Source organism: Acinetobacter sp. YH12106 (genome assembly GCF_013418995.1).
In the GTDB taxonomy this organism is placed as follows: Bacteria; Pseudomonadota; Gammaproteobacteria; order Pseudomonadales; family Moraxellaceae; genus Acinetobacter; species Acinetobacter pseudolwoffii.
In genome coordinates this window covers 1-20,658 of sequence record NZ_VPAV01000016.1, presented here as the reverse complement: position 1 = coordinate 20,658, position 20,658 = coordinate 1, and the positions used below count along the sequence as shown (strand labels likewise).

At 46.0% G+C, this 20,658-nt stretch carries 18 protein-coding genes and 4 pseudogenes; 7 read left to right on the top strand and 15 right to left on the bottom strand.

The window, feature by feature from the left end; genetic code table 11:
- Nucleotides 1-94: 94 nt before the first annotated feature.
- Nucleotides 95-1,501 (bottom strand): signal recognition particle protein, encoded by a 1,407-nt coding sequence (gene ffh / locus FTU45_RS11170; protein ID WP_180076404.1) that lies wholly within the window; start codon nucleotides 1,499-1,501, stop codon nucleotides 95-97.
- Nucleotides 1,502-1,639: 138 nt separating this feature from the next.
- Here ffh and FTU45_RS11165 point away from each other — a divergent pair, with 138 nt between their 5' ends.
- Nucleotides 1,640-2,449, top strand: coding sequence for an inner membrane protein YpjD (locus tag FTU45_RS11165; protein ID WP_180076403.1), 810 nt, complete (start codon nucleotides 1,640-1,642; stop codon nucleotides 2,447-2,449).
- 60 nt (nucleotides 2,450-2,509) lie between these two features.
- Here FTU45_RS11165 and FTU45_RS11160 read toward each other — a convergent pair.
- Nucleotides 2,510-2,776: pseudogene (locus FTU45_RS11160) on the bottom strand (class I SAM-dependent methyltransferase); the annotation flags it as partial.
- On the opposite strand from FTU45_RS11160, the pseudogene FTU45_RS11155 reads away from it, so the two are divergent.
- A pseudogene (locus tag FTU45_RS11155) lies at nucleotides 2,765-3,157 on the top strand (inner membrane protein YpjD); the annotation flags it as partial. The pseudogenes FTU45_RS11160 and FTU45_RS11155 overlap by 12 nt on opposite strands.
- A gap of 99 nt (nucleotides 3,158-3,256) precedes the next feature.
- Complete coding sequence (locus FTU45_RS11150; protein ID WP_257220136.1) at nucleotides 3,257-3,736, top strand: DUF4097 domain-containing protein; 480 nt, start codon at nucleotides 3,257-3,259, stop codon at nucleotides 3,734-3,736.
- Between the two features lie 55 nt (nucleotides 3,737-3,791).
- Here FTU45_RS11150 and FTU45_RS11145 read toward each other — a convergent pair whose 3' ends face one another.
- From FTU45_RS11145 to paaA, 12 genes are all read right to left on the bottom strand, one after another.
- Nucleotides 3,792-4,391, bottom strand: a complete 600-nt coding sequence (locus FTU45_RS11145) for a DapH/DapD/GlmU-related protein (protein ID WP_180076402.1) — start codon at nucleotides 4,389-4,391, stop codon at nucleotides 3,792-3,794.
- A gap of 31 nt (nucleotides 4,392-4,422) precedes the next feature.
- Nucleotides 4,423-5,361, bottom strand: a complete 939-nt coding sequence (locus tag FTU45_RS11140; RefSeq protein ID WP_180076401.1) for a PaaX family transcriptional regulator C-terminal domain-containing protein — start codon at nucleotides 5,359-5,361, stop codon at nucleotides 4,423-4,425.
- Between the two features lie 63 nt (nucleotides 5,362-5,424).
- Nucleotides 5,425-6,717, bottom strand: a complete 1,293-nt coding sequence (gene paaK / locus FTU45_RS11135) for a phenylacetate--CoA ligase PaaK (RefSeq protein WP_159138559.1) — start codon at nucleotides 6,715-6,717, stop codon at nucleotides 5,425-5,427.
- A gap of 59 nt (nucleotides 6,718-6,776) precedes the next feature.
- Nucleotides 6,777-7,988 (bottom strand): 3-oxoadipyl-CoA thiolase, encoded by a 1,212-nt coding sequence (gene pcaF / locus FTU45_RS11130; protein ID WP_180076400.1) that lies wholly within the window; start codon nucleotides 7,986-7,988, stop codon nucleotides 6,777-6,779.
- Nucleotides 7,989-7,999: 11 nt separating this feature from the next.
- A complete protein-coding gene (locus tag FTU45_RS11125; protein ID WP_180076399.1) occupies nucleotides 8,000-9,553 on the bottom strand; it encodes a 3-hydroxyacyl-CoA dehydrogenase in 1,554 nt (517 codons plus the stop codon).
- Between the two features lie 3 nt (nucleotides 9,554-9,556).
- Complete coding sequence (gene paaG, locus FTU45_RS11120) at nucleotides 9,557-10,348, bottom strand: 2-(1,2-epoxy-1,2-dihydrophenyl)acetyl-CoA isomerase PaaG (protein WP_180076398.1); 792 nt, start codon at nucleotides 10,346-10,348, stop codon at nucleotides 9,557-9,559.
- Nucleotides 10,348-11,118: an enoyl-CoA hydratase-related protein gene (locus tag FTU45_RS11115; protein ID WP_180076397.1), complete on the bottom strand. Its 771-nt coding sequence runs from the start codon at nucleotides 11,116-11,118 to the stop codon at nucleotides 10,348-10,350. Before FTU45_RS11115 ends, paaG begins: the two co-directional genes overlap by 1 nt.
- A gap of 38 nt (nucleotides 11,119-11,156) precedes the next feature.
- Nucleotides 11,157-12,215, bottom strand: a complete 1,059-nt coding sequence (locus FTU45_RS11110) for a 2Fe-2S iron-sulfur cluster-binding protein (protein WP_180076396.1) — start codon at nucleotides 12,213-12,215, stop codon at nucleotides 11,157-11,159.
- 75 nt (nucleotides 12,216-12,290) lie between these two features.
- Complete coding sequence (gene paaD / locus FTU45_RS11105; RefSeq protein ID WP_074384102.1) at nucleotides 12,291-12,791, bottom strand: 1,2-phenylacetyl-CoA epoxidase subunit PaaD; 501 nt, start codon at nucleotides 12,789-12,791, stop codon at nucleotides 12,291-12,293.
- A 28-nt stretch (nucleotides 12,792-12,819) separates the two neighbouring features.
- Nucleotides 12,820-13,575 (bottom strand): 1,2-phenylacetyl-CoA epoxidase subunit PaaC, encoded by a 756-nt coding sequence (gene paaC, locus FTU45_RS11100; protein WP_180076395.1) that lies wholly within the window; start codon nucleotides 13,573-13,575, stop codon nucleotides 12,820-12,822.
- A 17-nt stretch (nucleotides 13,576-13,592) separates the two neighbouring features.
- A complete protein-coding gene (gene paaB / locus FTU45_RS11095) occupies nucleotides 13,593-13,883 on the bottom strand; it encodes a 1,2-phenylacetyl-CoA epoxidase subunit PaaB (RefSeq protein ID WP_004279183.1) in 291 nt (96 codons plus the stop codon).
- Between the two features lie 31 nt (nucleotides 13,884-13,914).
- The gene (gene paaA / locus FTU45_RS11090; RefSeq protein ID WP_100328957.1) at nucleotides 13,915-14,859 is read right to left on the bottom strand and encodes a 1,2-phenylacetyl-CoA epoxidase subunit PaaA; all 945 of its coding nucleotides are present in this window, start codon (nucleotides 14,857-14,859) and stop codon (nucleotides 13,915-13,917) included.
- Between the two features lie 263 nt (nucleotides 14,860-15,122).
- On the opposite strand from paaA, the gene paaZ reads away from it, so the two are divergent.
- From paaZ to FTU45_RS11075, 3 genes are all read left to right on the top strand, one after another.
- Nucleotides 15,123-17,234 carry a phenylacetic acid degradation bifunctional protein PaaZ gene (gene paaZ / locus FTU45_RS11085; protein ID WP_180076394.1) on the top strand — a complete coding sequence of 704 codons (2,112 nt, stop codon included), beginning with the start codon at nucleotides 15,123-15,125 and terminating at the stop codon, nucleotides 17,232-17,234.
- A gap of 194 nt (nucleotides 17,235-17,428) precedes the next feature.
- On the top strand, nucleotides 17,429-18,868 hold the full coding sequence (locus tag FTU45_RS11080) for an MFS transporter (protein WP_005095892.1): 1,440 nt from the start codon (nucleotides 17,429-17,431) through the stop codon (nucleotides 18,866-18,868).
- Between the two features lie 187 nt (nucleotides 18,869-19,055).
- Nucleotides 19,056-19,991 carry a tRNA-dihydrouridine synthase gene (locus FTU45_RS11075; RefSeq protein ID WP_180050636.1) on the top strand — a complete coding sequence of 312 codons (936 nt, stop codon included), beginning with the start codon at nucleotides 19,056-19,058 and terminating at the stop codon, nucleotides 19,989-19,991.
- Between the two features lie 52 nt (nucleotides 19,992-20,043).
- Here the strand turns inward: FTU45_RS11075 and FTU45_RS11070 are convergent.
- Nucleotides 20,044-20,532 (bottom strand): annotated as a pseudogene (locus tag FTU45_RS11070) (nuclease-related domain-containing protein); the annotation flags it as partial.
- A 40-nt stretch (nucleotides 20,533-20,572) separates the two neighbouring features.
- Between FTU45_RS11070 and FTU45_RS11065 the strand changes: the two are divergent.
- Nucleotides 20,573-20,658: pseudogene (locus tag FTU45_RS11065) on the top strand (IS5/IS1182 family transposase); the annotation flags it as partial.

Genomic DNA, 20,658 nt, shown 5'->3' with positions numbered 1-20,658 from the left:
ATTTTGGGTAAGTAAATGTTGTTTTGTTTAAACCGGTTTTCTGATTGATACATAATAAAAAAGGCGCATTTCGCGCCTTTTTTAAATCAGAATCTTATTTCTTGTCATTGCCGCCGAACAGTGGACCCATGCCACCGCCGCCGCCAAACTGTTTCTGCAAACCACCGAGTGATTTCATCATTTTTGCCATACCTGACGGATTGGCAAATTTCTTCATCATCTTGGCCATTTGCGCATGTTGTTTAATCAACTTGTTGACTTCCGCCACTTCCATACCACAACCTGCTGCGATACGTTTTTTACGGCTTGGGTTCATCAAGTCTGGATTACGGCGCTCTTTGATGGTCATCGACTGGATAATCGCTTCCATTTTCTTGACCTGCTTTTCAGGATTGGCCTGGGCCAACGCATCTTGCAGACCGGCATTGCTCATACCAGGAAGTTTGTCCAGGAAGCCCATCATGCCGCCCATCTTGTTCATCTGCTCAAACTGCATCAGCATGTCTTCAAAGTTGAAGCTGCCACCTTTTTGCAGTTTTTTTGCCATTTTTTCGGCTTTTTCTTTGTCGACCTTGCGTTCAAGTTCTTCGACTAAAGAAAGTACATCACCCATACCGAGAATACGCTGTGCAACACGCTCAGGATGGAATGGCTCCAAGGCATCGAGTTTCTCACCCATACCCAAGAATTTAATTGGCTTGCCAGTAATCGCGCGTACTGAAAGCGCCGCACCACCGCGCGCATCACCATCAGTTTTGGTCAGGATCACACCAGTTAAAGGCAAGGCATCGTTGAATGCTTTGGCAGTATTTGCTGCATCCTGACCGGTCATGGCATCGACCACGAACAGGGTTTCAGTCGGGTTAATCGCTGCATGCAGCTCTTTGATTTCGTCCATCATGTCATCGTCAATATGCAAACGACCTGCCGTATCGACAATCAGCACATCAGCAAACTGGATTTTTGCCTGTTCAATTGCACGTTTTGCAATATCAATTGGGCGTTCATCTGCGTGAGATTCTAAGAAAATCGCACCTACTTCGCCTGCAACCGTTTGTAGCTGTTTGATCGCTGCTGGACGGTATACGTCAGCAGATACCATCGCGACTTTTTTCTTTTGACGTTCTTGTAAGAAGCGTGCAAGTTTCGCTGCGGTTGTTGTTTTACCCGCACCTTGTAGACCTGCCAGCAGGACAACAACAGGTGGTTTTGCAGCGAGGTCGAGGCTTTCATTGGCCTCGCCCATCATTTTGGTCAATTCGTCATGAACGATTTTGACAAAAGCCTGTCCAGGAGATAACTGAGTCATCACTTCCTGGCCCAATGCTTCTTCCTTAACTTTCGCGATGAATTCACGAGTTACAGGTAACGCAACATCGGCCTCAAGAAGCGCCATACGCACTTCACGTAACGTATCTTTAATATTGTCTTCGGTTAGCTGCCCTGAGCCAGTAACATTTCTTAAACTCTGCGTGAGTCGTTCTGTTAAGGTATCAAACATTGCAAAATCCGCTTAAAATAGCCATGAGCAAAAAATTGTTTCTTAAAATAGAAAATTTATGCATAGAATGCTATAGGATACTGTAGTTCGCAGCGAATTTATATAAATGAATATTCATCACCCTTAAAAAGGTTTGACATGGTTAGCCTCCCCTTGGTTTATACGATCTTAGCATTAGTTGCTTATACCGCTTCATTCTGGTATCTGTTCATTCATTTAATGTCTAAACGTAGCCCTAACCAATGGTTTGTCGGGCTAACTGCACTGCTCGGACTAGTATTGCACGCGCTGGTTTTATATGGCGATATGCGTACTCCGATTGGCATCAATTATGATGTCTTTGCCCTGTTTTCCTTTACTTCGGGCTTGATGCTGTTACTCAGTATTATTTACAGTACATATCGTCCAATTATCGCCTTGAATCTGATTGGTATTCCGGTGGCTGCCACGGGTCTAATTCTCGGCTTTGTCTTTACCCAGCCGGCTAAAATCATTAGCCAAAATTCTCTGGGCCTGGACATTCATATTATTTTGTCTTTGTCTGCCTATGCCGTATTGCTGATGGCGACCATTCAGGCCGTCATTTTGTACCTGCAGGATCGTGAGCTAAAAAAGAAACTGAAACGCCGGGTCTGGGTCAATCTGCTGCCCTCCTATCAGGACATGGAATCGCTGTTATTCGATATGCTGATGACTGGCTTTATCCTGCTGACCCTGGCGCTCGGTTTTGGTTTCTTTACCATCGATAATTTCTTTGCCCAGCATCTGGCGCATAAAACTGCTTTTAGTATGATTTCCTGGCTGGTCTATGGTTCACTGTTAATCGGGCACTGGAAGTTTGGCTGGCGTGGCCAGAAAGCCGTGCGCTTTACCCTGCTCGGTTTTGGCTTGCTGGCACTGGGTTTTATTGGATCTAAATTTGTGCTGGAAATGATTCTAGGGCGATAATTCTGAGCCTTGAAATATTCAATTCATTGTTCAATGAAAAGGCTTTAGCTTGAGTATTCTTTAAAGGATTATACGCCCCGCACGCACTGATAATGGCCAGCGAATGACTCTAGGCAATTCTGGATCTTCCCATTCTGGCAATAAAGCATCTGCCAGTACATCCAATGGATTATGTCCAAGTGCTTTAGTGGCAGCTTTCACGGCTGACCAGGTACTCATATAACCAATTAACTGATAAAAGTTCCATTCAACCTGTAATACCGGTGGCTGAATCGCAATTTCCTGAAAGGGAAATGGTAGATTTTTATATCCTTCATCTACATGGCGACCATTCAGGCCGTGATCTTGCGACTTCAGGATCGCGAGCTGAAAAAGAAGCAAAAACGCCGGGTTTGGGTCAGTTTGTTGCCTTCTTATCAAGACATGGAATCACTCCTGTTTGATATGCTGATGACCGGTTTTGTTTTACTTACCCTCGCTTTGAGCTTTGGCTTTTTCACCATCGATAATTTCTTCGCCCAACATCTGGCACATAAAACTGCGTTCAGTATTATTTCCTGGCTGGTTTATGGTTCACTATTAATCGGACACTGGAAGTTTGGCTGGCGTGGCCAGAAAGCCGTGCGCTTTACACTTTTAGGTTTTGGTCTGCTGGCACTGGGTTTTATTGGTTCTAAATTCGTGCTGGAAATGATTTTGGTACGTTAACATACGCTAACCTAAAGCCCACACTACGTTTGAGTGCCGTCATCAAAATGTCATATTCAAAAATTATGGTTAAAGTGCATTAAAAATACACCAAGGATCATGATGATAAAATTACTTTCAAGTTTAGCACTACTTTGTTTATCAAGCGCAAGTTTCGCAGATTATCACTGTCACGGTAGCATTAAAGATCGCACGATTGATGATAATGTCAGTATCAGCCAAAACTGTCAGATTGATAATGCCACCATTAAAGGCAATGTCATGCTGTATCAGGGTGCTCAAGCAGTAATTTCAAATACTGCGATTGATGGCAATCTGGAATCGAAAGGACGTTTTAGCTCGGTTCTGGCACAACATAACCGGATTGACGGCAATATCCAGCTAGAAGGCGGTCAGACGATTCAGCTCACTGCCAATCAGGTAGAGGGTGATATCCAGCTGAAAAAGAATACCCAAAAAATTACTGTAAATGACAATGTGGTGGACGGTAATCTGCAATGCGAATCCAATCTAATTCAACCGATCGGTGGCAATAACCGGGTCAATGGTGACAAAGAAGGTCAATGTCGCCGTTTATAATTTTTATAAATGAAATAAAAAACTTGGCTGATACAATCATCAGCCAAGTGCTAAATTAATGATTCTTTTTAATTTGATATTCCGCATCAAAGGCCTGATAGTTCAGGCGATCTGCTGAATCTTCAGACAACGGTTCAACTTCCTGCATCGAGGACAAGCAGCGCTCTGTCAGCTGAATATATTCCTGCGTCCCTTTGCTTTTCCAGGAAATTTCTTTGGCATCCAGAGGACGAATGACCCGCGCCGGACTACCGAGCACCAGTGAATTTTCCGGAATTTGAGCTTTGGCTTTAACCGTGCTATTAGCACCGATAATGGTATTTTCACCAATTTCGGCTTCATCCAGAATCACGCTGTTCATGCCGACCAGTACATTTTTGCGAATGATACAACCATGTAAAATCGCGCCATGTCCGATATGGCCATATTCTTCGACTAGCGTGACGCTACCGGGAAAGCCATGAATGGTACAGGAATCCTGAACATTGGCATTTTTCTGGATATGAATCCCGCCAAAGTCGGCTCTTAAAGTAGCAAAAGGCCCGATATATACACCTTCTTCAATCACCACATCCCCGATCAGAACGGCTTGCGGATGCACATAAGCACGAGGGCTGACCACAGGAATCACACCATCGATAGCATAACACGGCATTATTTTATTCCTTTAAAAATGCAGAATTAGATTAGCTGACGGCTTCCAATCGCAAACCGCCAAAGCGTTTATAAAATTGTGGATGTACCGGCGGCATCGAACCTTCCGAAGTTCGGGCGATCTCCATAAAGAACTCATCACCTGCCGCAACCACGGTTTGATATAAATTACTGCTCAGATTACGGGCATTCAGGGAAAGCCAGTTGGATGGCAATAATTCAAAAGGCAGATTCGGATCTTTTAATAAAATCCGGCGGAATTGATGAATCAGCAAAATTCGCAACTGAAAAGCCTGAACCGAATCCAGTTCATCTTCCTGTTCCACCAGATGAAAGAATTCCCGGAAATCCGCAATGAATTTTTCATAACGCTGATGCAGTTCCTGCACCGGCCAATTGGTGGCCACCATGCGTTTTACAGTTGGATAGGATTCCTGCCAGAGCTGCAAGGTTTCGGCCTTAAACACCACCACCTGATCGGTCATTTTCAGGTTCAGCAGCAGGTTTTGCAGTTTCTGGTGATCACAGCCCGGATAGGCCATGACATTGGTGGCGATATTAGCAAAGCCCAGCCATTCCAGTTCTTTTTTCAGAACCAGTTTATTTTCCAGCTCCACCGAACTGAGCAGCACCAGATCCCATTTCTGATCCCATTCCTGATGGCTAAAACTGTAAATCTTTTGGTCAGCCATAATAAAACGCTGGCGGCTGCTTTCGGTGACACGGTAATAACTGGTGCGGCCAATTTTCTCCGAGAACAGCCAGCCATTTTGTACCAGACGAAATACAGCAGTTCTTACTGAACGTTCATTAAAGCCGAAGACATCCATGAGCTGGATCAGGCTGGCCAGACTGATAATGCCACCGCGATGAAAAATACAGTCACCGAAGATGGTCATGATTAATGAGGTTCCGCTGAGTGCTTCATTTTGAATAAAGTCATCAATGATTTGTTTTAATTTCGGATTCATTACGCTTAACTTTACCTTGTAGAAACTGGATGATAGACCATTTAGTCATCATCCAGTAGGACTTCATGCAGACTTGCGGATATCGAAAACGCGCTGTGCCTTGCCTTCAGAACGTGGCAGACTGCCTTCTGGCAAAACTTCGACACTGACACTGATACCAACCATGGTTTTAATCTGGCTTTTTAGCTGAGTTGCCAGCTGGTGCGCCATAATATCACTGCTATCTTTACGCATTTCGGTACGGATATGCAATGTATCCAGATGGCCTTGTTTACAAATCTGGATCTGATAGTTCGGAATCAGTTGCTGGATCTGTAAAATCTGCTCTTCAATCTGCGACGGAAACACATTCACTCCACGGATAATCATCATGTCATCACTGCGGCCAACAATCTTGTCCATACGGCGCATGGTACGTGCCGTGCCAGGCAATAAACGGGTCAGATCACGGGTACGGTAACGGATCACCGGCATGCCTTCTTTGGTAATGGTGGTGAAGACCAGTTCACCGAGTTCGCCATCGGGCAGCACTTCACCGGTTTCAGGATGGATAATTTCCGGATAAAAATGATCTTCCCAAATGGTTGGGCCATCTTTGGATTCCAGACACTCCATGGCGACGCCCGGGCCCATCACTTCTGACAGGCCATAAATATCCAAGGCATCAATGCCGAGACGCTCTTCAATTTCCTTGCGCATTTCATTGGTCCATGGCTCTGCACCAAAGACGCCGGTTTTAATCGAACAGTTTTTGGCTGTACCAAATTTCTTTTCCAGTGCTTCAATAATATTCAGACAATAAGATGGCGTAACCATTAATGCCGTCGGCTTAAAATCATGAATCAGTTGCGCCTGTTTATCGGTTTGTCCGCCAGACATTGGGATCACAGTTGCACCCAAGCGTTCAACGCCATAATGCGCACCTAGACCACCAGTAAACAGGCCATAACCATAAGACACCTGAATGATATCTTTACTGCTCAAGCCGGCTGCGCGTAATGAACGTGCCACCACGTCTGACCAGACATTAATATCATTCTGGGTATAACCGACCACGGTCGGCTGACCGGTGGTGCCAGAAGAGGCGTGCACACGTACAATCTGTTCCTGTGGTACAGCGAACATGCCAAACGGATAGTTATCGCGTAAATCCTGTTTGGTGGTAAACGGGAATTTGGCCAGGTCTTCCAGAGAATTAAAATCATCCGGATGCACGCCAGCATCATCGAATTTCTTTTTATAAACCGGGCTATTCTGATAGGCATGCTGCAGGGTCTTTTTCATACGCTGTAACTGAACACTGCGTAGCTCATCAACCGATACTTTTTCAATTTTTTCCATTGCATTGTTATTCATATTCTTACTCCTGACGCAGTCTTCCTGACCACGATTTAATTCATTGATTGAATGATGTCTTAATCCATATTTTCTAAAACCAGTGCAACACCTTGACCAACACCGACACACATGGTGCACAGTGCATATTTGCCTTGACGGCGTTTCAATTCATGCATAGCGGTAATCACCAGACGGGTACCACTCATACCCAGTGGATGACCCAAAGCGATGGCACCGCCATTCGGGTTGATTCTTGCATCATCATCTTGCAGGCCCAATTCCCGAATCACAGCCAGCGATTGCGCTGCGAATGCTTCATTCAGCTCGATCACGTCCATCTGTTCCAGGCTGAGTCCGGTTTGTTTCAAGACTTTCTGTACCGCTGGCACCGGGCCAATGCCCATATATTTAGCTTCGACACCGGCGCTGGCCATCCCGATCACTTTGGCTTTCGGGCGCAAACCATACTGCTCGGCAAACTGCTGATTCCCAAGTAATACGCAAGCCGCACCGTCATTGACACCTGAAGCATTACCAGCCGTGATCGAACCGCCTTCTTTACGAAATGGGGTTTTTAAGGCGGCCAGATTGTCCAGTGTCGTCTCTGCGCGCGGATGCTCATCTTGGGAAATGGTCAGAGTGCTTTTCTTCGGACCTTTGACCTCTACTGGCAGAATTTCTTCGGCAAAAATACCCTTCTGCTGGGCTACTGCGGTTTTCTGTTGGCTGTGATAGGCAAACAGGTCCTGGTCTGCACGGCTAATCTGATACTTTTCAGCGACGTTTTCGGCCGTTTCCGGCATGCTGTCAACGCCAAACTGTGCTTTAAATTTTGGGTTGATAAAACGCCAGCCAATGGTGGTGTCATAAATTTCAGGGGTACGGCTAAAGGCAGTCGTAGGTTTGGATTGCACGAAAGGCGCTCGGCTCATGGATTCTACGCCACCCGCCAAAACAAATTGTGCTTCACCCGATTTGATGGCACGTGCTCCCAGTCCAATGGCATCCAGACCTGAAGCACATAAGCGGTTCACGGTGAGCGCTGGAACAGATTCAGGCAACCCTGCGAGTAAAGCAGCCATACGCGCCACGTTGCGGTTATCTTCACCGGCCTGATTGGCACACCCCAAGATCACTTCATCCAGTTCTGTCCATGGCAAGGCCGGATGCTGATCTTTCAAATATTGAATCGGTAGCGCTGCCAGATCATCAGCACGAATGCTGCTCAGTCCACCGGCATAGCGTCCGATCGGGGTGCGAATTCCATCAAAAATATAAACCTGTTCCATGATTCTTCCTTTTAGCCAGCAACACGTAATGGTTGCTGCTGAGTTTTCTGTGCATGTCCCTGCACCGCTTTCTTTGCTAAATATATACTAGTTCTATAGCGGTCTTCACCATAAATACGATACATATTTTCTAAAATTTGTAAAATTGTGTAATATCCAATTTTATCTGCCCATTCGAATGGACCACAAGGATAATTCACGCCATATTTCATAGCAGAATCAATATCTTGTTCTGATGCAATATCATGCAATACTGCTTCACAGGCTTCATTCACCAACATGGAAATACTACGTATAACATAAAGACCGGGATGATCCTTAGACCAAATAGGTATCATATCCATACCTATGAGGAATAGCTCCACTGCCTGGCGCTGTTCAGTACTACATGCTGGTGATGCAACGACTGGAATTGCCTGGGCATTTGTCCAATCTGCATGCCAGTCCATCAACACCACAGGCTCATGCGGATAGGTAAGTTCAACCGACTCACCGAGCGATAATCGCAGGGAAAGATCACCAATCAGGATTTCATTCTGTTCTGCCGCCTGAAAAATGAGATCCACATGAGAGGCCTGTTTTAAACGTTCAATCAAGGCTAAGGAATGTCGCCATTCACCTTTTACCGTGACTTTGAGCTTATTCAGCGACTTGGCATAACACACTGGCAATTCATATACAGGCACAGGCTTGGACTGCGTGTAATCATAAAAACCCTGACCGGACTTGCGGCCATAACAGCCGGCATCGACCAGCTCTTTTTGAATCAAGGATGGGCGGTAGCGTGGCTCATAGAAAAATTCCTGATAGACACTTTGCGTGACCGAGAAATTCACATCCTGACCAATCAGGTCGGTGAGTTCACATGGACCCATGGCAAAACGGCCACATTCGCGCATGATGTAATCGAGCTGTTCCGGGGTGGTAGCATTTTCCTGCAAGGCACGAAAGGCTTCGGCATAATACGGTCGTGCGACACGATTGACGATAAAACCGGGCGTCGATTTGGCCCGTACCGGAACCTTGTTCCAGTCCTTCATCAGATCAAATACTGCATCGGCAAGGACTGCTGAAGTTTTCAGCCCGCGGATAATCTCGACCAGTTTCATCACCGGCGCCGGATTAAAGAAATGCAGCCCAATCACCCGTTCCGGATGCGGAATCGCCGAGGCAATTGCGGTAATGGAAATCGAGGAAGTATTGGACGCAAAAATCGTCTGTTCCGGACAAATGGCAGCCAGCTGTTGAAACAGGTTTTGCTTCACTTCTTTCTTTTCGACAATGGCTTCAATAATCAAGCCCGCATCGGCAAGCTGCTGAATGTCCTCTGCCACGATCAGATTGGCGAAGGTACTTTCCAGCAATTGCTGGGTCATTTTGCCATTTTGTACCCGCTTGCTGAGCTGCGCCTCTAAAGCAGTCAAGGCACCCTGAACTTTGCTGCGATCGAGATCAAACACATAGGTCGGATGCCCGTGCATGGCGGCCAGTTGCGCAATGCCAATCCCCATGGTTCCCGCACCGACCACAGCAACTTTGACGTGTTCCAAATTGATCTGTTGCATGATTTAGCATCCTTTATATTCAGGGGTACGCTTCTGCATAAAGGCTTGTACACCTTCTTTATAGTCACTTGAACGTCCAGCCAGACGTTGCAGGTCACGTTCCAGAATGAGCTGCTGATCCAGATTATTGTCGGCTGCGGCATGGATGGCTTTTTTGATCAGGGACAGACCATAGGTCGGCTGCTGTGCCAGATGCTCTGCCAGTTTTTTCGCTTCTGCTTGCAGTTGTTCATCTTCAACCACTTGCCAGATCATGCCCAGTTGTACTGCGCGCTCAGCCGGAATTTTATCGCCGAGCATCGCTAAGCCCATCGCTTGGGCACGCCCGACCAGACGCGGCAGGAACCAGGTACCGCCTGAATCTGGTACTAAACCTAGACGACAAAAGGCCTGAATAAAGGAAGCCGATTTTGCAGCAATTACAATGTCACAGGCCAGTGCAATATTGGCACCGGCCCCTGCCGCCACACCATTCACCGCACAAATCACCGGTTTTGGCATTTCAGTAATCAGTTTGATTAAAGGGTTATAGTATTTTTCAATTGACAGGCCTAAGTCCGGTGCATCAGCATTCGGATCGACCACACGATCATTCAAATCCTGGCCGGCACAGAAACCACGGCCTTCAGCTGAAATCACCACGGCACGAATCTGGCTGTCTTTGGCCCAGGCCTTGATAACCCTGGAGACTTCCTGATGCATGGTTTCATTAAAGCTGTTGAGCTGTTTCGGACGGTTAAAGGTCAGGTAGCCCACTGCATTTTTTTCTTCGACAATAATTGTTTGATATTCCATTACACACCTCTAAATTCTGGTTTTCTTTTTTGTAAAAATGCATTGATGCCTTCTTGGCGATCTTGGGTCGCCGCCAGCCAGACAAAATGCTGACGTTCCAATTTCAGTCCCTGACTTAATGTCACTTCATGAATCGACTTTAAAGATTGCTTGATGGCGCGAATGGCCAGCGGTGCCTGCTTAGCAATTTTTTCTGCCAGTTCCAGTGCGTATTGCACGGTCAGTCCTGCCGGACAAATCTGGCTGCTTATGCCATGTTGCAATGCGGTTTGTGCCGAAATCATTTCACCGGTCATGGCCCAGCGCATCGTCAATTGCTGACCGACCAGACGGGCCAGACGCTGGGTTCCACCGGCACCCGGCAGCATACCTAAACCAATTTCAGGCAAGGCAAATTGGGCATTTTCTCCGGTCAGCACCATGTCACCATGTAGAGCCAGTTCAAACCCTGCACCAAAGGCATAACCATTCACCGCCATGATTACAGGCTTGGAAAATTCATCAATTTTTTTCCAAAGCAGTGGCCGCTGATCCTGCTGGATGCTGACCACATCTAACTGCGCCAATTCATTTAAATCAGCACCGGCAGCAAAGCATTGCGTATTTCCGGTAATGACCACGGCTTTCACGGCAGCATCTGCTTCCAAGTCCTGTAAACAAGCTGCAATACCTTGCAAGGTCGCATTATTTAGGGCATTGCGCTTTTCCGGGCGATTCAGCTCAATCAGGACTACGCCGGGTTTTGGTGAGCTGGTTTTAATATAGGTCATCCTTGAACTCCTGCTATGCTCAGCAATTGATTCCGTACTTATTCATCAAAACTCAGACGTACATTGGCCGTGGTTGGACGTGCCTGACAACTGAGCACATAGCCTTTCTGGATTTCATCTTCTTCCAGACTGTAATTCACCGCCATTTCAACCTGGCCCTCTAACACCTTACATTTACAGGTGGCACAAACACCGCCCTTACAGGCATAAGGCAGATCGGCTCCGGCACGTAGCGCAGCATCTAAAATACTGTCATCCTGTTTGGAGACTTCAACAATCAGCTCGCGACCATCGAGGATAATATTGACGCGTTCTTCACTGCGGCTTTCCATCTGCTGGGCGGTTGCTTTCGGTGCAATACCCGTATTGAAGCGTTCAGTATGAATCTTGCTGCGCTGAATGCCCCAAGTCGGTAATACCGTTTCGACCGCTGCCATCATTTCTTCCGGACCACAGGCAAAACAGTGATCGGTGTCTGCTGAAATCAGATTGGCCTGAAACAGCTGCTGCAATTTATCCGCATTGATACGACCGTTAAAGATTTCGCTGTCATTCAGTTCACGTGAAAAAATATTTACCAGTTGCAGACGTTCCTTAAAACGGTCTTTCAAGTCCATGATCTGTTCAGAAAACATGGTCTGTTTCCAGGAACGGTTGCCATATACCAAGGTAAATGTGGCTTCTGCTTGACGGTTTAGCACCGATTTTACAATCGATAAAATTGGCGTAATGCCACTGCCTGCTGCAAACCCTAGATAATTCTGGCCACCGGCCTTGGCTGCTTTCTGAAAGAACACCCCTTGCGGTGGCATGACTTCCAGTACATCGCCCGCTTTGAGATGCGCATTGGCCCAGGTCGAGAACTGACCTTGATCAATTTTTTTAATTGCAATACTCATGTCTTCCTGAGTATCACTACAAATCGAATAGCAACGGCGCAGCTCGCCGTCATCGGTTAAATGACGAATGGTCAGGTGTTGACCCGGCTGATATTGGAAAGCATCCAACTGCTCAGGCGCGAGATCAAAGGCAATGCAGATCGCCTGCTCGGTTTGTGGCTGAATCGATTTAATGGTTAATGGTATAAATTGGCTCATGACAAAATCCTTCTTTTAGGTGACGGTGTTCAGGCTTGTTATTGGTTTACCCTGCCCACCGCGCAATCGTTACAATTAAATACATTTGAAATAGTCAAAAGTTTCTAAGCAGTCCCGACATTGATATAAAGCTTTACAGGCGGTCGAACCGAATTCACTTAATAGTTTGCTGTTGTTACTTAAGCACTGTGGACAGGTGATGCCATCGGTCAATGCCACATGCGTACCACAGCTATGTGACTGGCCTTGCGGCGGGGCAATACCATATTGCTGTAATTTGTGTTTGCCCGATTCACTCATCCAGTCCGTGGTCCAGGCTTCAGACAGGTCCACAATGACTTTGACCGGCGTCAAACTGTTCGCCTCGAAAGCCTGGGTAATTTCTGCTTTTAATATATCTGTGGCTGGACAGCCGCTGTAGGTCGGCGTGAGTCGCACCACAATTTCATCCTGCTGATTCAGCTCGACGCCACGAATCATACCCAGATCAATCACTGACAATACCGGAATCTCTGGATCAGAAACCTGCTGCAAAACGTCCCAACATTGATCTTCTACGTGTCGAATCAGATTCATGCGACTCACTCCCTGTGATTGTGCCGAATTACCAGTTCATGTTTGGATAAGAGCGCTGCATATATTGCAGTTCAGCCAAAATAAAACCGAGATGTTCTGTATGTAAACCCTGTTTAGCCCCACTACGATAAGCGCCCAGCTCTGGCAGGCTTAATTCAAATCGGGCTAATTCGGCTGTAATTGTTTCTAGCCACTGGACTTTTAAATTTTCAATATCTGGAAGGACACCACTATTGACCAGCTGTTTTTCATCTGCCGTCAATACAAAAAGTTCCTCAGTAAAACGCCATAACTGGTTTAAACCTTGCTGGGTTTTTTCATGCGCTTCAGCTGTACCTAGACTTAGGCGTTCCATCCAGGTGGTGGAAAAACGCTGGTGATATTTCACTTCTTTGAGTGACTTCACTGCAAAAGCCGCCAGCTCAGCATGCTGACTTTGACTTAAGGCACTAAACAATAAAGCATGATAGTGATCCATCAACCACTGGCGTACCAAGGTCTGGGCAAAGTCACCATTTGGCTGTTCGCATAGCAGCAAATTACGATAGTCACGTTCGGTGCGGAAATAAGCCAGCTTGTCTTCATCACGGCCCAAGCCTTCCACTTCACCGGCCAGACTGAGTGCGGTACGTGCCTGACCCAATAAATCCAGTCCGATATTGGCTAAGGCAATATCTAGCTCCAGTTCAGGGGCATGGCCACACCATTCTGCCAAACGATGTGACAACACCAGTTGACTGTCGCCCACATGTAAAAGAAATTCTGCCAATACTTGATTTGTCATAATCTTCACCTTTCCCTTTACATGTGCTCGATGCCAGCTGGAATGTTATAAAAGGTTGGATGGCGATAGACCTTGTCCAAAGCCGGTTCAAAAAATTCTGCTTTTTCATCTGGCTGGGAAGAGGTAATCAATTCAGATTTCACCACCCAGATACTGATCCCTTCATTGCGGCGGGTATACACATCGCGGGCATTTTGTAGTGCGACCTCCTCATCTGGCGCACGCAGGCTGCCAACATGACGGTGACTCAGACCCTGTTTACTACGCACAAACACTTCATAAAGTGACCAGTTGTTTTTGTTATTCATGAGCAAATTTCCCTATATTGATCAAACTGTTTTAAGCAACTTTTTGTGCTGCTGACTGTTGCTGCTGTTTTTGCGCATAGACTGCTGCTGAATCACGTACCCACTTACCGCCTTCCCAAGCTTTGCGGCGTGCTTCAATACGCTCATGGTTACACGGTCCCTTGCCTGCAAGAATCGCAAAGAACTCATCCCAATTGATTTCACCAAATTCATAATGTCCGGTTGCTTCATTGAATTTAAGGTCTGGATCGGGAACGGTTAAACCCAGCTGCAAGACTTGCGATACAGTGTTATCGACAAATTTCTGACGTAAATCATCGTTGCTGAATAATTTAATTTTCCACTGCATACTTTGTGCACTGTTCGGTGAATTATCGTCACTTGGACCAAACATCATCAGTGCCGGCCACCAGAAACGGTTCACGGCATCCTGTGCCATCTGCTTTTGTTCCGGCGTACCATTGGCCAATTCCATCATGGCTTCAAAGCCCTGACGCTGATGGAAACTTTCTTCCTTACAGACGCGCACCATGGCACGTGCATAAGGACCATAAGACGTACGGCACAGCGCAACCTGATTGACAATTGCTGCACCATCCACCAGCCAGCCAATCGCGGCAACATCGGCCCAGCTCAGGGTTGGATAGTTAAAAATTGAAGAATATTTCATGCGACCGGCAATCAGTTTATCCATCATGTCGTCACGATCCGCACCCAAGGTTTCTGCAGCGCTGTACAGATACAAAGCATGACCGGCTTCATCCTGGACTTTTGCCATCAGCACGGCTTTACGTTTTAAGGTCGGTGCACGGGTAATCCAGTTGCCTTCCGGCAACATGCCCACCACTTCAGAGTGTGCATGCTGACCGATCTGACGAATCAAGGTCTTACGATAAGCATCCGGCATCCAGTCCTTCGGCTCTATGGAAATATCCTTTTCAATCTTTTGATCGAAGATTTGTTGTTGGTTATTCATTGTTCCCTCACTTATCCCAAGTGTTGATACACCCAAATTAAAACGATACGTAATTAAAATCAATATCTATTTATTGGTATCATTTAATTTTTATACCTTATTTTTTGTAAATATATGTTTTACATCATTTAATATTTTTTATTTTATTGTTATTCATTTTTAAACACAGATTTATGATTGACATTTTCAATTTTTCAACACAAATTATGAAACATCAAAATTAAAAATACCCCTCAAAACGTATCATAAATGGAGTTTTTACAATGTTAGAGTTAGACAGCAGCTCAAGCACAATGGATTATCAAGATACTGAATCAACTCATAATCCTATTGCCATCAAAAGCTTAGCTTCACTGGTGTACGGCCAAGAATACACAGCGCAAGCCGATTTACGTACGGTTTATCATGCCATTAGCGGTGAGGCGGTTTATCAAGTTGGCAGTCAGGGCATCGATACCCAAGCCGTGGTGAAGTATGCCAAACAAAAAGGTGCGACTATTGCCACATGGACGTTTCATCAACGTGCCAATGCACTGAAGCAAGTGGCACAGTATTTGATGGAACGCAAAGAAGACTTTTATGAACTTGCCAAGGCAACCGGCTGTACCCGTAAAGATGCCTGGATTGATATTGAAGGCGGGATTGGGACCTTATATGCCTATTCGAGTTTGGTGCGTCGCGAACTGAGTGATGAAACCGCATGGGTTGAAGATGCATGGATTCCGCTATCCAAGCAAGGCAACTTTGGCGCCAAACATATACTGAGTCCTAAAGCCGGTGTCGCAGTGCATATCAATGCCTTTAACTTCCCGATCTGGGGCATGCTGGAGAAAATCGCACCGACGCTACTAGCAGGCGTACCCTGTATTGTCAAACCGGCAACAGAAGGTGCCGAGCTGACCCATGCCGTGGTCAAAGCCATTCATGAAAGCGGTTTCTTGCCAGAAGGTTCACTGCAGCTCATTTGTGGACAGATCTATGATTTATTTGATCATTTAAATCCTCAAGATACGGTCACTTTTACCGGTTCTGCTTCAACCGGGCAAAAACTCCGTTCGCATCCACATTTAAATGCCTACTCGATTCCATTTACCATGGAAGCAGACTCGGTCAACAGTGCGATTTTGACCGAGCAGGCCAATGATGAAACGATTGATTTATTTGTCCGTGAAGTTTTCCGTGAAATGACCTCTAAAGCCGGACAAAAATGTACCGCAATTCGTCGTGCGTTCATTCCGGCTGAACTTTTGGACACCGTACAGAGTCGCCTAATTGAAAAACTGAAAAAAGTCGTTGTGGGTGATCCGGCTCAGGAAGGCGTGACGATGGGTGCTTTGGCCAGCGTCAAACAGAAACATGATGTCGCGACAAAAGTTGAACAGCTCAGCCAGGATGCAGAGATCGTATTCGGTAGCCACTTGCGTCAGGACTTTAAGATTCAAGTACAAAGCGCTGAAAAGTCTGCATGTTATCCACCCACAGTCCTGGTATGCAAAGTGCCAGCTCAGGCAGAAAATATCCATAAGGTTGAAGCCTTTGGGCCTGTGGTGACTTTAATGCCATATACTGACCTGGCTCAGCTTGCTGACCTGGTGGCACGTGGCGAAGGTAGCCTGGTGGCATCCATCGTACGCAATACCGATGAAAATATTGAACAACTGCTCAGCAAAATTGCGCCATGGCATGGCCGTGTCCATATTCTGGATGCTGAAAGTGCCAAAGAAAGTACCGGACATGGTTCGCCATTGCCTTTGCTGGTGCATGGCGGGCCAGGACGTGCCGGTGGCGGTGAAGAACTCGGTGGCTTGCGCGCAGTCAAACATTATATGCAACGTACTGCGATTCAAGGTTCACCAAATGCCATGACCCAAGTCGGCCATAGCTGGACGGCTGGAGCTCAGGTCTTTGAAGACCGTGTCCATCCTTTCAAAAAGTCATTTGATGAATTGCGTATTGGCGAGCGTTTACTGACTGCACGACGTAGCGTGACCGAAGCGGATCTGGTGAATTTCGGCTGCCTGAGCGGTGATCACTTCTATGCGCATATGGACAAAATTGCTGCAGCAGAATCGCTGTTTGGTGAGCGTGTGGCCCATGGTTACTTTGTGGTATCTGCCGCGGCAGGTTTATTCGTCGAGGCTGCTCCAGGCCCAGTCATTGCCAACTATGGCATGGACAACTTGCGTTTTGTAGAACCGGTGAAAATTGGCGATACCATTCAGGTAGAACTGACCTGTAAGCAGAAAACTCCAAAAACACTGCGCGATCCAGCACAGAAACCACATGGTGTCGTGGTCTGGGATATTAAAGTCAAAAATCAGCGCAATGAACTGGTCGCAACCTATGATATTTTGACCCTGGTTGAGCGCGGCTAAACATTTAAACTCAAAAAAGGAATCATTATGATTCCTTTTTTTTCAATTCAAATACTATTTGTATCTATTCTTAAAAAACAGATTGACGTCAATCCAATTAAACTTTAGATTGATCAAACACGATACAAAATAAAAATAATATATAAATTAAAAGTATCAAATAAATATCTCAAACGATCAGCACAGGATGTTGCATGATGAATGATAAATCGCTAGACATAGACATGGTTGAAAGGACGATTCAACCGCCCAATCAAAGTTTTGAGCCTACACCGACAGAAACGGCCGTGCCGCTGTCTGAACAGATTGAACCACCACCGGAAAGCAGCACCTATCAATGGTATGTGGTGGTCATTTGTATGGTGGCTTACATTCTGTCATTTGTAGACCGTCAAATTTTATCCTTAATGATTGAACCGATTAAAGCCGATTTAATGCTAAGCGATACCCAGTTCAGCCTGTTACAGGGTCTAGCCTTCTCCTTGTTTTATGCCATTATGGGTCTGCCCATTGCCGCGCTGGCGGATCGAAAGTCCCGGATTAAAATTATTGCGACCGGGATTGCATTCTGGAGCCTCGCTACAGCGGCCTGTGGTCTCAGTAAAAACTTTATTCAAATGTTTATTGCACGTTTGAGTGTCGGAGCCGGTGAAGCTGCGCTTTCCCCTGCCTTTTATTCAATCGTTGCCGATTTATTTCCCAAAGATAAATTAGGCCGTGCACTCGGGGTATATGCGATTGGTGCCTTTATTGGTTCGGGTTTAGCTTTCCTGATTGGCGGCTATGTGATTGGCCTGCTAAAAGATGTCAGCTTCGTGGCTTTACCGCTCATTGGTGAAGTAAAAACCTGGCAACTTACCTTTATGATTGTGGGTCTACCAGGCGTATTGCTGGCCCTGCTGATGGTTTTGACGGTGCGTGAGCCTGCACGTAAGGGCATGAAAGTCGGTCAGGATGGTCAGGTCATTAAAGCCTCTTTCAAAAATTCGATCGGTTTTATCAAGACACATAAAAAGACCTTTTTCTGTCATTTTATCGGCTTTTCTTTTTACACCATGATGCTGTATTCGCTGCTGGGCTGGGCACCTGCCTATTACATGCGTAATTTCGGTCTGGATGCGAGTCAAACCGGTTATATCCTTGGGACGATTATTTTAGTGGCAAATACCTCTGGTGCCCTGTTCTGTGGCTGGCTGATCGACTTCTTTTCAAAGCGTGGCTATAGCGATGCTGCAATTCGTACCGGTGCCATTGGCTGTGCGGCGCTGATTATTCCGAGTGTGCTGTTTACTCAGGTCGATAATATGCAGCTTTCATTTGCGCTGATTTTTGTGGCGATGTTCTTCTCCACTTTCCCGATTCCTGCATCCGCTGCTGCTACGCAAATGCTGACACCAAACCAGTTACGAGCCCAGGTCTCTGCCAAGTTTCTGCTAATTTCAAATCTGATTGCCTTAGGCATCGGAACCACCGCAGTGGCGTTGATCACGGATAAATATTTTCAGAACACGATGATGGTTGGTAATTCTATTTCGATCGTCAATGCCATTGCCGGAGTGATTGGCTTCTTCTTGTTGTATAAGGGCTGTCAGTATTATCGTGAGAGTATGAAAGTCGAAAAACTGGCTGACTAAAATAGCTGGATATGAATCAGCCATCTTAAGCTTCACTGTGAAAGGCCTTTAATCCACATTAAAGGCCTTTTTTATATCCATTCCACAAGCTCAATTTTCAAGTTCTCAAATTTCAATTCTCCCTCCAACCTAGACAGGCTGGCTAAAAAAACGTATAACACCGTTTTAAATTTACAGGTGTGCACCGTTGAAACTTGTGCTTGCTCCCATGGAAGGCTTAACCGATCCGATTATGCGTGATGTGCTGACATCCGTAGGTAGCTTTGACTGGTGCGTGACCGAGTTTATCCGTGTCACCGACTCTATCCTGCCCGATCATGTTTATCACAGTTACTGCCCGGAACTGTTAAATGATGGCAAGACGGCGGCGGGTACGCCGGTACATGTGCAGTTTCTGGGAAATAATCCGGAAATGCTGGCAGCAAATGCAGCCAAAGTTGCCGCAATGGGCGCACCGGCGATTGACCTGAATTTTGGTTGTCCTGCGAAAACCGTGAACCGTCATCGCGGCGGTTCCGTTTTACTGGATGAACCCGAAGTGGTGCATGAGTTAGTCAAAGCCGTGCGTGATGCAGTACCGGCGCATATTCCGGTATCTGCGAAAATGCGTCTGGGTTATATGGACCGCAACTTTATGCTGGACAATGCCCATGCTATTGAAGATGCAGGAGCATCTTGGGTGACGGTGCATGCGCGCACCAAAGCCGATGGCTATACCCCGCCTGCTTTTTGGGACCAGCTACAACCGATTCGTGAAGCACTGAAAATTAATGTGATTGCCAATGGTGAAATCTGGAACAATACCGATGCCAAACAGTGTCGTCTGGAATCCGGTTGCGAAGACCTGATGATTGGCCGTGGTGCCGTGACCACACCCGACCTGACCCAATGTATCCGTCAAAATTCGGATGCACCTTTGATGAACTGGAATGAACTGCTGGAACTGCAAATTCGTTTTATCAATGGCCCCGCCAAAACTGAGATCGGGATGGTCGGTCGTTACAAGCAATGGCTCGGCATGATGTCGAAACATTATCCTGAAGCCAAAGCCTTATGGGATGAAGTAAAGCGGATTAAAGTTCTGGCCGAGATTACCGAAAAACTGAAAGCTTCAACTATGTAAATGCAAAAGCCTTTGAATGATTCAAAGGCTTTTTTTGATTCTATAAATCATTTTAAGGCTGCTTATGCTGTTTTAAGCTTTCTACATGTTCCCGATTGGTTTTCCAGGATTTTTCTAAAAGCTCTTTTTCTAAAGGCAGTTGTATCCGTTTTAATTTTGTTTCAGAAATCATCTGTTGATCAAAACTTTTCACATAATCGGTCCAGCCTGCACCGCGAAATACCTCATTCGGCATTGGTGTTTTAAATACCGCATCCGGCATAAATACAATCACGGAATGCAAAAGATCTGGCTCCACAATATCAGTCAGTAATTGTTCCAGAACTTTGATGTGTTTATAGTTTTGATGAATCGGATTTTGAAATGTATAACTGTTTTTATAAATTTTCTGAGTCCATTGTTTCTGACGCGCGCTTGCAAAAATCCAGCCCTTATAGTTTTTGGTTTCAATCACAAAGATGCCATAAGGACTTAATAGCAGATGATCGATTTGTGTGGTGGCACCTGCTTCATCTGGAAGGGTCAAATCATTCAGTAGAATAGACCTCTTGCGAAAGTAAAAAATTGTTTATACTAGTCCCATGAAATATGAAAATTTAACTAGATTTAATGATGGGGAATTTAAACGACTTGTTGGCGTTCCTCGTCCATTATTCTTAAAAATGGT